Consider the following 13,146-nt stretch of genomic DNA (forward strand, 5'->3'; position numbering starts at 1 on the left):
CTCGGGAGCCCGGCGCCGTCACCGGGCCTGATGGGGCTGGGCCCCGTTGCCGGCCAGCAGGTCGCGGGCCTCTTCGATGGGCAGCTCCGCGCCGAGGTGGGCGCCCAGGCGCAGCCAGTCGTGGCCGAGCTGCAGCGTCGCCCGCCAGGTGTGGGCGGAGTCGAACGAGAGCGGGAAGGAGTCGGCGCCCACGGCACCCCGCACCAGGCCGATGAAGCGGCGCAGCTCCGTGCGGAGGGCGTCGCCGTCCTCCGCCGAGTGCACGCCCCGCACCAGCAGCTCCGCGGCGTGGACGCCGATCGGCCGGGTGGCTGCGGGAAGCAGGTCCATACGCCGTACGAGGTCGGCGTCCGCGGGCAGTGGATTGACCCCGTGGGCGCTGAACAGCGCGCGCAGCGCGGCGTGCACGGCGCGGCGCGCGGTGAGTTCGGCCACCCGGTGCTGGCCGCGCCGCAGGGCCCCGGTCAGGTCCTCGACGGCGTTCTCGACCACGACGTTGGACCACACCAGGGCCATGGCGGCGGCGGCGAACCGGTCGGCGGGCAGGGGCATCAGGTCGACCGAGCGGGTTTCGCCGACGGCCGCGCCGCGCACGGAGAGCAGCGGCTGCGCGGTGGAGGGCGGCGGGGTCACGGGGCCGGGCGGAGCGGCGAGGGGAAGCGCGGGGGTGACGGCGCCGCCGCCCTTCCAGGCGAGGCGGATCAGTCCGTAGCGCAGGAAGACGGCCAACAGCGCTCCGGGACCGGCGACACCGGTACCGGCGGCCTCGGCCAGCACTTGGGGCAGCGGCCTGCCCAGGACGAGGGAGCGCCAGACGGCTCCGGCGTCGGCGCCGAGGGCGAACACGTCGCGCCGGCCGCGGACGACGTGGATCCGTTCGCCGGTCTGCCAGGTGGTCACCCGGGCCACGCGTTCGACGGTGAGCCGCTCGGGCCGCCGGGGGACCTTGGTGAGTCCGAGGTTCTCGGCGAAGTCGAGGCAGTCGGTCAGGTGGGCCTGGGCGGCATCGGTGTCGCCGGGCCGGACCGCGGCCGATTCGAGCTCCCAGTAGCGGTCGCGTACGTCCGTGCGTCCCGCCCGGTCCAGTTGCATGGACAGCCACTTGGGTTCGAGATAGGTCTCGCCCAGGCCGGCCGCCCAGGACTTGACGCTCTGCACGAGCGCGGCGCGCGTCCAGTCGACCGCCTCTTCGCTCTCGCCGAGGCACTGGAGTGCCATCGCGTGCCGCAGGGACTGCCGGGCCCGGTGCGCCCACCAGTCGGCGGCGATCCGGCGGAAGCGCTCCACGGGCAGCAGCGCCTTCACCTCCTCGATGAGGCTGTGCCCGCGCAGCGGATGGCTGTGCAGCACCCGCTGGCAGCGGTTGAGGAGATCCTCGGAGAGCCGGCCCGGCCGTCCTGCTCCTTGCTCCAGCGCCGTGAACTGGTCGGCGAGCCGGCGCACCGACCGGGTGCGGATCTCCACCCGTCTGCCGTCCACGAACAGCAGCGACGGCATGGTCGGCAGATCGTCGTCCGTGCGGCTCACGAGCAGGAAGTCGATGTCGGAGGAGGGGTTGCCGAACCCCTCCGCTATGGAGCCCTCCAGGGTCACGGCCCGCTCGGTGTCAGGGGGGAGTTCGGCGAGCGACTTGTCGAGCAGGTCCTGCAGCCGTTCCTCGGTGAGGATCACTGGCGTGTCTCCGTTCGGGGGCTGTCCGCGGCGGCCGCGCTGTCGCGGGGCGGGTCGGCGAGCACGGTGACCGTCCCCGCGGCGCCGTCGACCCGCAGCCGGGTGCCGGAGCGGATCTCGGTCGTGGCGCCCTTGACCTGGACGACGGTCGGAATGCCCAGCTCCCTTGCCACGACGGCCACATGGGTCAGTGGGCTGCCCCGTTCGATGACGAGGGCCGCGGCCGAGGAGAGCGCGGTCACCCATCCGGGGTCGGTGCGGTAGGCGAGCAGGATGCCGCCGCCGATGTCGCGCGGGGTGTCGGTGACCACGGCGGGCCCCTCGACAACGCCGGGGCAGCAGGGGACTCCGGTCAGTTCGCGGGCGCCGCTGGGAGCGGCGGGGCCGCTGCTCCAGCCGGCCCGTTCGAGGTTGCCGGACCAGTACGGCGCGCCGCGGGTGGTGAAGCGGGACGGCGCGTGCAGTTCGGCGTCGGCGGCCTGTTGCCGGCGGCGCAGCACGACCAGGTCCCGCAGTTCGGTGTGGGCGACCGTGCCTTCGTAGGCGCCCCGGATCTCCTCCAGACGCAGCAGGAAGACGTCGTCCCAGGCGTCGATGGCACCGGCTCGTGCCAGATCGCGGCCCAGGGCGCGCAGCATGCGCTTGGCCGCTCCGAAGGCGCGGGTACGGCAGAACCTGAGCCGTTCCCGGTCGGCGAGGGCGGCCCGGGCCTTGCCGCGCACCCGTTCGTACACCAGGCGCCGCGGACGGCTCAGGTGCTCGTCGAGGTAGGTGTCGGCCTCGCCGCCGCGGTCCGGTGTGCCGGCGCCGTCGCCGGTGTCCGGCAGGACTTCGCGCAGCAGGATGAAGACTCCCGCTGGGTTCTCGCGAAGGTCGGGGACCTCCAGTTTGAGTTCGTCGGGGCTGCGGTAGCCGTAGTCGGCGATGTACGCGTCGACGGCCCGCAGGAAGCCGGTGTGACCGGCGTCGGCCAGCGCCTGCCGGGCCTCGGAGTGAGGGGTGCGTTCCAGCAGCGCCAGGATGTCGGCGTCGGCCCGCGCCTGGGCGGCCAGCTCGCGCAGGGCCCAGACCGGTTCCGCGGACTCGACCGTGTCGCCCGGGGCCGCCGCGGCCCAGATGAACCATTCGGGCGCGGCCGGCAGCCATCTGCGGGTGAGCAGGGCCAGGAGTCCCACGGAGAGCAGGATCGTGGCGTCGAGGGTCTGCATCGGGCCCCATTTTTCGATGAGTTCCCGCTGGAGCCGCCGGAATCGGCGGTAGGTCTCGTCTCCCGGCAGTGCGTCGTAGTCGACATTGTTGAATACCGTGTACGAGCGATAGAAATCTCGATGAAACGTGTCGACGGACTTTCGGATGGTGAGAAATCTTCCGGCAAAGATGACCGTACGTGTCAGACGTGAGGCATGGCCGCGCAGCCCGGGCCGGGGCGTGAACGGGTGGAGCGTGTCCGCGAGTTCGTCGGGAATACTCTCGGCGACGCCCAGGGATTTCTCCAGGACGCGCCGGTTGAGCGGGTACAACGGGGCGAGGCGCACCATGCGGTACCAGTGGAAAAGGTTGTAGTAGACCCGCCCGTGGACATAGCCGAGGAGGTACGGGGTCCACTCCCGCACCTCGCGCAGCCGCTCCCCGCGGACGCCCAGGGCTCGGGCGTAGCTGTCGTATACCTTCGCGTAGGTGTCGGCGGCGAAGCTGAAGGTGAGCGGGGACACGACACCGCTGAAGCTCTCGATGATGTTGGAGTTGTCCCACAGCCGCAGGTCCTGCCCGGGCTCAGGTGCGGGGTTGGTGGCCGGGGCGAGGGTCGTGACGGGCCGGCTCTGCAGGATCCACAGGGCGTCCTCGTCGATGGCCCACTCGATGTCCTGGGGGGCGCCGTACCGGGCGGTGACGCGGACCCCGGCCACGTGCAGCCGGGCCAGTCGGGCGTCCGTCAGGACCAGTCGGGCGCGGTCCTCGCGGGCGACGGGTGACACCTGGCAGCCGGGTCCGGATCCGGCGTCGTAGCGCTCCTGTTTGTCGCCGAGCACCGTGGTCAGCGGCTCGCCGGTGGCGGCGTCCAGGACGACGGTGTCCGCGTCGACGGCGCCCGAGACCAGCCCCTCCCCCAGTCCGTGGACGGCGCTGACGACGTGCCGGTCGGTGCGCCCGCTAGCCGGGTCGGCGGTGAACAGCACACCGCTGACTTCGGCGGCCACCATGCGCTGCACGATGACGGCGACGCCTCCGGTGTCGATCTCCAGCCCGTGGCGCGCGCGGTAGCGCAGGGAGCGTTCGCTGAAGGCCGAGGCCCAGCAGCGGCGGACGTGGGCGACGACCTCGTCGAGGCCGCGGACGTTGAGGAAGCTGTCGAACTGGCCGGCGAAGGAGTGGCGTGCGCCGTCCTCCTGCGCACCGGACGACCGGATCGCGACGGCGCCCCCGCCGGCCAGGCCGTAGGCCAGTCCGATGGCGTCGCTGAGGCGGTCGTCGAGCGGAGCGGCCTCGATCAGGCCGGCGATCTCGGCGGCGATCCGGCCCGCTTTCGGCTCCCAGTCGTCGGCGAGCAGCCGCTTCAGGTGCCCGTCGAGTCCGCTGCCGCGGCTGAATTCCGCGAATACGTCCAGGCCGATGACCGACCATCGCGGTACTTGAAATCCGGACGCGGTCAGGGTGTGCAGGTTCTTCCCTTTACCACCGGCCCATTCGGTGACAAGGGATTCGTCGCTGGACTGTGTGAGAACGTGCGGGGACCGGTGTTCGGATCCCGTGGTGGGCGACAATGCGTTTCCCCTCCGAGGCTGTTGCTCGACCTCGCTCGAATGTTGCACAGCAGAGCCGGTCGAAAAAACTCGGGCGGGCCGCCGTAGGCGCTTTTCGGTCGTCGTACCTCATTCACCTTCCGGTGGCGCGCCACTGTTCAGGGCGAATGCCGGGGACGCGAAGAGAAACGGGATGATCCGGCCGAAGTGGGTCGGCCCGACACCGGTCACGGGCCGGCCCGCGGTGGCGGTACGCGGCAGTAACACCGCGTACGCCCCCGACACCTCCCCCGCCCTGACGGAGTGAGGGCGCCGGGCCGGAGCAGACCGCCACGCAGACCGTCGGGCTCCACAAAGCCACACGTTCGGACACCGGCAGGGGTTGACCAGAAAGGAAAGCAACAAATATTGACGCAATCGACCAGCGCTTGTAACTTCCGTCTCAGTCGCCAGGCAGCCTGAACTCGGCTGCCCCGAGGGCGAGTTGTAGCTCCACCCTCCACTCCGGGAGCACACATGCGCAGAAGAAGATCTGCCTCCTCGCGTCTCTTCCCCTCCCCCACGGCCGGGGCGTTACCCCGGCTGCGCCGCGCCCTGCTGTCCGTCGGAGCAGTCCTCGGCCTCCTGGTGACCGTCCTGGTCGGCATGCCCGGCATCGCTCAGGCCGCGGGTTCCCAGCCCTGCGACATCTACGCCGCCGCGGGCACCCCGTGCGTCGCCGCCCACAGCTCGACACGCGCGCTGTTCTCGGCGTACAACGGCCCGCTCTACCAAGTCACCCGCGTCTCCGACGGCGCGAGCGCCGACATCGGGCTGCTGGCGGCCGGCGGCTACGCGAACGCCGCCCAGCAGGACGGCTTCTGCGCGAACACCACGTGCAGCATCTCGAAGGTGTACGACCAGACGTCCCGCCACAACGACCTGTTCCCCGGCCCCGCGGGCACGGCCGGCATGGGTGCCGACCGGGGTGCGGACGCCGCTGAACTGTCCGTCACGGCGGGCGGCCACAAGGTGTACGGGATCTGGATATCCCCCGGAGTCGGCTACCGCTCGCACGGCGCCGCCTCCGGCACCGCGGTCAACGGCCAGGCGGAGGGCGCCTACATGGTCGCCAGCGGCACCCACGTCGGCTCCGCCTGCTGCTTCGACTACGGCAACGCCGAGGCCACCCCCGCCGACACCGGCAACGGGCACATGGACGCCGTGTCCATCGCCACCACCTGCTACTTCGCTCCCTGCAGCGGGTCCGGCCCCTGGATCGAAGCCGACCTGGAGAACGGCATGTTCCAGGGCGACAACGGCTCCAACACCGCGAACAAGGGGAACAGCAGCACGTACGTGACGGCGGTCCTCAAGAACAACGGCCAGACCACCTACGCGCTGAAGGGAGGCAACTCGCAGTCAGGAGGCCTGACCACCTGGTGGGACGGGGCGCTGCCCACACGGGGCGGCTACCGGCCGATGCAGCAGGAGGGCGGCATCATCCTGGGCACGGGCGGCGACAACAGCAACTGGAACATGGGAACGTTCTTCGAGGGCGTCATGGTCGCGGGCTATCCGACCGACGCGGCCGAGAACGCCGTCCAGGCGAACATCGTCTCCGTGGGCTACTCGGGCCAGACCAGCGTCCCGAACGGTCCGCAGAACACCGTCAGCGGCCCTGGCAGCCAGTGCGTCGACGTCGCCGCGGACGACACCGGGGTGAACGGCGCCGCCGTACAGCTGTGGAACTGCCAGTCGTACGCCGAGGACCAGTACTGGACGCACAACGCCAACGGATCGCTCGGCACCATCGGCCGCTGCCTGGACATCATCGGCAACGGCACCGCCAACGGCACCCAGGTCGAACTGTGGGACTGCAACGGGGCCGGAGGCCAGAAGTGGGTGCAGCGCGCCGACGGTTCGCTGTTCAACCCGCAGTCGGGACGCTGCCTGGACTCCCCCGACGGCGCCACGGCCAACGGCACCCGCCTGCGCATCTGGGACTGCAACGGCTCCGCCGCACAGCGGTTCGCGGTCAACGCGGGCGCGCCCGTGGCCGGCCCCGGCGGCACCTGTGCCGACGTGGCCGGTGACGACAACGGCTCCAACGCGACCGCCGTTCAGCTCTGGAGCTGCCAGTCGTACGCGGTCGACCAGCACTGGTTCCGCAGCTCGGACGGCCGGCTGCACACGCTGGGCCGCTGCCTGGACATCATCGGCAACGGCACCGCCAACGGCACCCAGGTCGAACTGTGGGACTGCAACGGGGCCGGAGGTCAGATCTGGCAGCAGCAGACCGACGGCTCGCTGCTCAACCCGCAGTCGGGACGCTGCCTGGACTCCCCCGACGGCGCCACGGCCAACGGCACCCGCCTGCGCATCTGGGACTGCAACGGCTCCGCCGCACAGAAGTTCGCACTGAGCTGACCCCGCCCCACCGCCCTTCGGCCCGGCCGGACTCGACGTCCGGCCGGGCCCGCCGTCGGCCAGTCACAGGCGGCCCACCCGTCGCGGGTCACGGACGGCCGCCCGTAACCGTTCCCCGGATCCGGCGGGAACGGCCCCGCACCGGCAAGCCGCCCTTGACGCTGTCGGCGCCGTCTGTGGTAATCGGTCTGCATGCCGAACAACGCCCCGCCGGACGCCGACGACCACGACAGGCCCACCGCGCGGGTACGGCTGTCCACGGCGCTGCGCGACTCCCCGGCCGGCCGGGGATGGCGGCACGGCAAGGACATCGAGCTGGGGCAGAGGTCGCTGGGCTTCGCGGCCCTGGGTTTCCTCACGCTGGTGCCCCTCCTGGTCGTCGTCTCCGCCGCCGATCCGGCACACGGGCGGGGCTTCGCGCAGTGGCTGGGGGACGGCCTCGGGGTGTCCAGGGCCGCCCGGGACGAGGTCGCGCGGCTGTTCGCCGGGCCCGCGCAGGTACGGCAGACCACGACGGCCTTCGGTCTCGCCGCGCTCGCCGTCTTCGGCCTGAGCTTCGGCGCGGCTGTGCAGACCGGCTACGAGAAGATCTGGGACCTGCCCGCGGCCCGCTGGTACGCCAGATGGCGCCAGGTCCTCTGGCTCGCCGTGCTCATCGGCACCATCTACGTGACCGCGACGACCACGTTGTGGCGCCACTCGTCCGCCGGAACGGTGACCGCGGCACTGAGCGCCGTCCTGTTCTTCTGGTGGTCGCAGTGGATGCTGCTCGGCGGCAGGATCCCCGGGAAGGCCCTCCTGCCCGGCGCCGTACTGACGGCACTCGGCCTGCTCGGTCTACGGATGTTCTCGCGTCTGGTCTTCTCGCCCCTGATCGCCTCCAGCACCGTCAACTACGGTCCTTTCGGCACCGTTCTGGTCGTCCAGTCCTGGCTGGTCGGTGTCGGCGTCGTCGTCTTCGGCGGCGCGCTGGTGGGGCGGCTGGCGCACGAGGAGATCATCACCGCGGTGGAGACCCTTCTGCGCCGGGCACGGCGTCATAGGGGGTGAGTCCGGGCAGCGCTCCTCGAACTCCGGCTCCCGCCCGGTCAGACGGGCTCGCCGAGCGGGCCGGTGACCTCCGTGCCCGGCGGGGATGCCGGGGACGGCTCCCGGTCCCGGCGCAGGGCGAGGATCGTGGCCGGGACCGCGATCAGGGCACAGAGGACCGTGCTCCGGATCGTGCGCAGGCAGCCGGCGCCGTCGTCCCGTGCCGGGACTGCACCGGCGCACGGCCGGGCGTCGCGGAAGGCCGCCTCCGTGGCGACCTTTCCGGGAACGTACAGGCTCGGCCCCACGGCCACCGCCGACAGGGCCAGTCCGGGCAGCGCCCACGCCGCCGCGTGCCACCGCTCCTTTCGGATCCGCGCCGCGATCCACCGGTCCGTCGTCCGCACAGCCACTCCCGTGTCTCCTTCGTTCCGGAGCATCGGGTCACACGTCGCCGATCGGCCGACATGGCAGGTCCCGGAAGCGTGAAGCCCCGGCAGGTGCTCCCGGTCAGCCGGAGTTGTAGCCCCAACGGGCCTGACCGTCCCTGCCCATGAAGCACTTCGCGGGGCGACCGTCGGCCGTGGTGGCGGTGGCACCCACGGGCGAGCAGTACTGCCCGAACCCGATGCCGGACGCGCCGCCCGTGCCGCCCGTGCCGCCGGTGGTTCCGCCCGAGGTCCCGGAGGAGCCGCCCGTGGAACCACCACTGCCGGTGCCGCCTCCTGACGCACCACCCGCTGTGACGGAGCCGCTGGTACCCCCCGTACGCGGTTTCGGCGCGGATGTCGGCTTCGGTTTGGGCTTCGGCTTCGGACTGGGCGTCGGACTGGGCTTCGGGCTGGGCTTGGTGCAGGAGTCACCAGGACCGATCAGCCACAGGTCGGCCCGGGTCGAGAGCAGAACCTCGCGGTCGGGTGCCGGCTGCTGGCGGCACACCCGCCAGTCGTCCACGTCCCGGGAACCGTGGTCGAGACGCTCACCCGTGTGCGCGTGCATGGCTGCCGTATACACGAACCCCAGGTCGTCCACGGCACGTGAGGCCTCGCCGAAACTCTCGCCCCGGAGGTCCGGCATGACGATCCGTCGGGGGCCGAGCAGCCGCGTGGGGCACGCCTCCTGCTCGGGGACCGCGTAGAGCGTCAGCACCTTGACGGCCGGGCGGACCGTTTCCTTTCGGGAGGGCGTCTGGAAGCACACCCGCCAGCCGGGCGCCGAGTCCTTCACCGGCCGGAAGGACGAGGAGGCATCGGCCGTCGTCACGGCCATCCAGGACTGGCGTCGCGCGGCCGCGACGGCCGTGGTGAGTGCCGTTCCCTTGAAGTCCCGTACCGCCACGGGGCCGTCGGCGCCTGCCCGGGCGGGTGTCTCGTGTCCCGCCCCCCAGGCGGCCGAGACCATCGTCATCGCGACCATGGAGGCGAGGACTGGGCGCCTGCGGGCCCAGGCCCACACCCGGGCTCGGCCGTGGGGGCGTACGAAGGAACCGGCGGGCAGCATCTCGCCCGTCTCCGCGAGCAGTTCTCCCTTCGGGTCGAGCGTGGACCCGTGCAGCTTGTACTCCTTGCCGTCGACGACGATGACGGTGGAGTCGAGGATGCCGTGCTCGCGGCGAAGGACGGACACGGGCTCGGGCACCCGGGTCGCCTTGGGGGCCATGAGACTGCGGAGCAGCACGAGTCCGCGCCCGGTGAGCGCGGCGTAGCCCCAGCCGCAGTGGTAGAGGGACCGCACGGACTCACCGGGTCCGAGTTCCGCGAGCAGTGCCTTCTTGTGGTCGTCGGGCAGCGACAGCTTCTCCCCGGCGACGACCGCGGCCAGGCGCGGATCATCGGCGGTGGAGGCCTGCGCCACGTTCCCGGTCCCGGCCAGAAGGTCGCCGGACGGGTCGGTCAGCGAACCCCACACGGTGATCCGTCGCCCCTGAACGGACACGTCCACGCGTGACGCGGCCCCGTGCGCGGGGCGCATGATCACGAGAGGCCTGTCGACCCGCGCGGGCGTCTCCCCGTTCAGGAGGATGAGCGCGTCGGTGGTGAGCGCGGCGTACCCCAGCCCCTGGTGGTAGAGCGCGATCACCCTCTCCCTGGACCCGAGCGTACGGAGCAGGGCGTCGGCCTGACGGAGGGGAAGGGGGACGATCTCGCGGACGGCCACCTCGGCGGTACGCGGGTCGTCACGCAGCCGACGCTGCGCGGAGGTTGGGGACATAGGCGGAGAATAGCCGCTGTCGATCTTCGGCAGAAACACTGCTCCATGAACCGATGCAGGGCTGTGACCTGCACAGATGATGCCGCCTCGCCGGGAAGCGAAGCGGAGCTGTCAGGAAGAGGAAGTCAGCCGATCAGTTCCGGCGCGAGCCGGTGATACCGCACCAGGAGCACGTTGAGCGCCGCGATGATCAGGACCGCGGCGGCGATGGCGAGCAACGCGCGGCCCGTCCCCCACGGCGTGATGAGCGTGCCGAGGGCGCCGCCCGCGAAGATGCCGCCGACGGTGGCGACGAGCCGGGGACGGATCGTATGCCGTTCCGGTGTCGCGGGGACGGCTCCGGTGAGGCCGTGGATGAGGCGGACCAGCGACACCTGGACGAGCAAGGTGGGCATACCGGGAACAGCCGCGCGCAGTGCGGTGTCCGCGCGCAGTCCCATGGCGAAGCCGACGATGGCGATGACCAGGTTGTCCGGGTCCTCGGCGAGCGAGCCGGCACCGTGCCGCCACAGCGCTGTCGCGCCCGCGAGCGCCAGCAGTACCCCTTCCACCGCCAGCGCGGCCGCGAACCAGTGCCGGTGGTGCGCGACGAGACTCTTGGTGGTCAATGCGCCGGCCAGGGCACCGAGGACGAAGGCGGCCAGGGAGATCGCCGGGCGGGCCACCGACACCTGTCCCTCACCGGCTACGGCGAAGGACAGGAAGAGCACGTTGCCCGTGGCCAGGGCGGTGAAGACGTGGCCCATGGTCAGGAAACTGACCGCGTCGGCCGCGCCCGCCAGGACGGTGAGGGTCGCCATGACGACGGTCCGTTGGCGTTCGCGCCGTTCTGCGGACGGCAGCGGTAGGGGTGGCGGTGCGGATTCTTCACTCATACGGACAGTCTCGGCACCGGCGACTTCACAGCCGCGGAGTCGGCTCCGACACGCGTCGACCGTGCCGCCAATGGACGGCGTTCCGGGGCGTTGCTCCGGATCACTCACCAACAGCCTCTGTCTGCTCCCAGTCCGTGGGAGTGCCCGGGCCTCCGTAAGCCTCGACGAACTGGTAGAGCGTGCCGTCGGGAGAGCCCTTCGGCGGGACCACGCCGAACCACACGGCGTCACATTCGCGCGCTTCTGGGTGAGGCTGCCGAGCGGTCGTCGCAGTGAAATCCGCTCGACCTGGTCACCTCGTTGAAGAGACCCTATGGGCATGGAGTTCCTCTGCTTCCACCGTGACCGGCCCGACTCCCTGCTGCTGCGCGACGAGCTGCTGGAAGAGCACTGGTCGTATATGGACCGGTACGCGAAGGAGATGATCGCCCGGGGCCCGACCCTCGCCGACGACGGCGACACAGCCACCGGCAGCGTGCACATCGTCGATCTGCCCGATCCCGTCGCCGCCCGCGCGTTCGCCTTCGACGAGCCGAACTACCAGGCCGGCGTCTACCGGGACGTGCTGCTGCGACGGTGGCGCAACACCCTGGGGCGCACCATGTGGGACTTCCCCGGCGGCCGGAACGGTGGCAACCGGTACCTGGTGCTCGGTCTCGGCACGGGGCAGGCCGCCGATCTCGCGGTCCCGCCCGCCCGGGACGAGCTGATCGCCTACGGGCCGCTGCTGTCCGACAACGGCGCCACCTGGCTGGGCACGGCGGCGTTGCTCCGGGCACCGGACCCGGACACGGCACGCACCGTCCTGACCCCGGACCGGTACGCCGACATCGAGGTGCACAACTGGCAGTTCGGCGGGCGGCCGTCATAACCCCAGGACGTCCGGCCGACGTCACGGCCGAGCCCCTCGGATCGCCCGGCATCCTCGCGTTTCACCCGAACCCACGGATGCACCGGTCTGACGCACATCGGTGCACCCGTGGGTTCGCGCCGAAGAACCTGGTTTTCCTGAACCCACGGGGGTCCTGGGGTGACATTGAACGTGCGTGTCGCCAGCCCCGGACCGGGTTGGCGAGCCAGGTGGTTCCCCCGGCCGCATACAGGCACTCTCCGCCCTAAGTTCATGATCTGTCGGACACCTGGTGGATCCCCGGTTCCGGCTCTGGACCACCGGTACGGGATCCGGATGCATCCATGAGCACCTCCCCTGCCGCCGTCCGGACGTACAGCACCGACCGCCCCGCCCTCCGCCGCTCCACCATTCCCGCGTCGAGCAGCACACGCAGATGCCCGCCCACCGAACCCAGCGGCCGCCCGGTCACGGCGGCCAACTGGGTTGTGCTCATGGGCGTCCCGAGCAGCGTCAGCAACCCGGCCCGCGCGGTCCCGACGAGCCTCCCGAGCCCGGCCGGGACGGGCCGCCGGTCGTGGTCCTCGGAGAGCACCCCCAGACACGGGTAGACGACTGCGTACCGTTCTCGCCCCTCCCACGACACCCAACTGGTCCTCGGCGTGACCGGCATGAACAGCAGCTCGGCCCCGGCGGCGATCTCCCGCGGCGGATAGGTGTTGTGATTGACCTGGAAGCGGCTCTTCCCGAGCCACCGCGTCCCCGGCTTCAGCGAGTCGAGGACTGCCGCCCAGCCGCCCTGATTGACTCGCGCGGTCCGCGCGGCCATGTCGGCGTCCATGACGCGCCGACGGCGCTCCCAGTCCGGCCGGACGGTCTCCTCCCAGACGTACGTCAGGAGCGCGGTCGCCCGCTCGGGCAGGTCGTCCCGCTCCAAGACGGAAGGGAGCGGTCCCCGCAGGGACACCCGGAGGTTGGCCCGTGCCTCCCCGCCATCGGTCGTCCGCACCCGGGTCACGGTCTCCTCGAAGCTCTCCCCGGCGCGCGAGGTGGGGCAGAAGAAGTCGGCGATCCAGGAGGTGCCGATGGCCGCCTGTACGAGCGGCGCGGCGGCCGGATCGGCCGCGAGATACGCACGGTAGCCAGGCAGATGCGCGCGCAGCCAGGCATCCTCGCCCGGATGGGCGCCGGTCCCCGCGTACAGCAGTCTCAGGCTCGCGAAGGCCTCGGCGAACGGCGAGAGCACGAACCGGCTGCGGGCGAGGGTGTCGGTGTCTATCTGCCACAAGCCCATCCGTACGACCTTTCGCGTGTCGCCGAAACAGTACACACGGCCCCGGAGACGACCGGAGACTCCGGA

Annotated in this window: 9 protein-coding genes; 3 read left to right on the plus strand and 6 right to left on the minus strand. The window is 71.5% G+C overall.

Annotation, left to right across the window (positions count from 1 at the left end; genetic code table 11):
- Positions 1-18: 18 nt before the first annotated feature.
- Together OG485_RS03275 and OG485_RS03280 are read right to left on the minus strand one after the other, a co-directional pair.
- Positions 19-1,671 carry a hypothetical protein gene (locus OG485_RS03275; protein WP_328664278.1) on the minus strand — a complete coding sequence of 551 codons (1,653 nt, stop codon included), beginning with the start codon at positions 1,669-1,671 and terminating at the stop codon, positions 19-21.
- The gene (locus OG485_RS03280; protein WP_328664280.1) at positions 1,668-4,433 is read right to left on the minus strand and encodes a phosphoenolpyruvate synthase; all 2,766 of its coding nucleotides are present in this window, start codon (positions 4,431-4,433) and stop codon (positions 1,668-1,670) included. The genes OG485_RS03275 and OG485_RS03280 overlap by 4 nt, the downstream gene beginning before the upstream one ends.
- Positions 4,434-4,928: 495 nt before the next feature.
- Here OG485_RS03280 and OG485_RS03285 point away from each other — a divergent pair, with 495 nt between their 5' ends.
- Positions 4,929-6,821 (plus strand): arabinofuranosidase catalytic domain-containing protein, encoded by a 1,893-nt coding sequence (locus tag OG485_RS03285; protein WP_328664282.1) that lies wholly within the window; start codon positions 4,929-4,931, stop codon positions 6,819-6,821.
- A gap of 192 nt (positions 6,822-7,013) precedes the next feature.
- Positions 7,014-7,871, plus strand: coding sequence for a YhjD/YihY/BrkB family envelope integrity protein (locus OG485_RS03290; protein WP_328664284.1), 858 nt, complete (start codon positions 7,014-7,016; stop codon positions 7,869-7,871).
- Between the two features lie 38 nt (positions 7,872-7,909).
- Here the strand turns inward: OG485_RS03290 and OG485_RS03295 are convergent, their stop codons facing one another.
- From OG485_RS03295 to OG485_RS03305, 3 genes are all read right to left on the minus strand, one after another.
- The gene (locus OG485_RS03295; RefSeq protein WP_328664287.1) at positions 7,910-8,263 is read right to left on the minus strand and encodes a hypothetical protein; all 354 of its coding nucleotides are present in this window, start codon (positions 8,261-8,263) and stop codon (positions 7,910-7,912) included.
- A gap of 97 nt (positions 8,264-8,360) precedes the next feature.
- Positions 8,361-10,061, minus strand: a complete 1,701-nt coding sequence (locus OG485_RS03300; protein ID WP_328664289.1) for a PASTA domain-containing protein — start codon at positions 10,059-10,061, stop codon at positions 8,361-8,363.
- Between the two features lie 125 nt (positions 10,062-10,186).
- Positions 10,187-10,936, minus strand: coding sequence for a YoaK family protein (locus tag OG485_RS03305; RefSeq protein WP_328664291.1), 750 nt, complete (start codon positions 10,934-10,936; stop codon positions 10,187-10,189).
- 319 nt (positions 10,937-11,255) lie between these two features.
- On the opposite strand from OG485_RS03305, the gene OG485_RS03310 reads away from it, so the two are divergent.
- A complete protein-coding gene (locus OG485_RS03310) occupies positions 11,256-11,807 on the plus strand; it encodes a YciI family protein (protein WP_328664293.1) in 552 nt (183 codons plus the stop codon).
- Between the two features lie 250 nt (positions 11,808-12,057).
- Here the strand turns inward: OG485_RS03310 and OG485_RS03315 are convergent, their stop codons facing one another.
- A complete protein-coding gene (locus OG485_RS03315) occupies positions 12,058-13,080 on the minus strand; it encodes a helix-turn-helix domain-containing protein (RefSeq protein ID WP_328664295.1) in 1,023 nt (340 codons plus the stop codon).
- Positions 13,081-13,146: the final 66 nt, after the last annotated feature.

The organism is Streptomyces sp. NBC_00328 (assembly GCF_036139655.1).
In the GTDB taxonomy this organism is placed as follows: Bacteria; Actinomycetota; Actinomycetes; order Streptomycetales; family Streptomycetaceae; genus Streptomyces.

Excerpts from the sequence above, each read along its gene's own strand:
- OG485_RS03315 (WP_328664295.1), bottom strand. The coding sequence starts at position 13,080 with ATGGGCTTGTGGCAGATAGACACCGACACCCTCGCCCGCAGCCGGTTC.
- OG485_RS03285 (WP_328664282.1), top strand. The coding sequence starts at position 4,929 with ATGCGCAGAAGAAGATCTGCCTCCTCGCGTCTCTTCCCCTCCCCCACG.
- OG485_RS03300 (WP_328664289.1), bottom strand. The coding sequence starts at position 10,061 with ATGTCCCCAACCTCCGCGCAGCGTCGGCTGCGTGACGACCCGCGTACC.
- OG485_RS03305 (WP_328664291.1), bottom strand. The coding sequence starts at position 10,936 with ATGAGTGAAGAATCCGCACCGCCACCCCTACCGCTGCCGTCCGCAGAA.
- OG485_RS03310 (WP_328664293.1), top strand. The coding sequence starts at position 11,256 with ATGGAGTTCCTCTGCTTCCACCGTGACCGGCCCGACTCCCTGCTGCTG.
- OG485_RS03290 (WP_328664284.1), top strand. The coding sequence starts at position 7,014 with ATGCCGAACAACGCCCCGCCGGACGCCGACGACCACGACAGGCCCACC.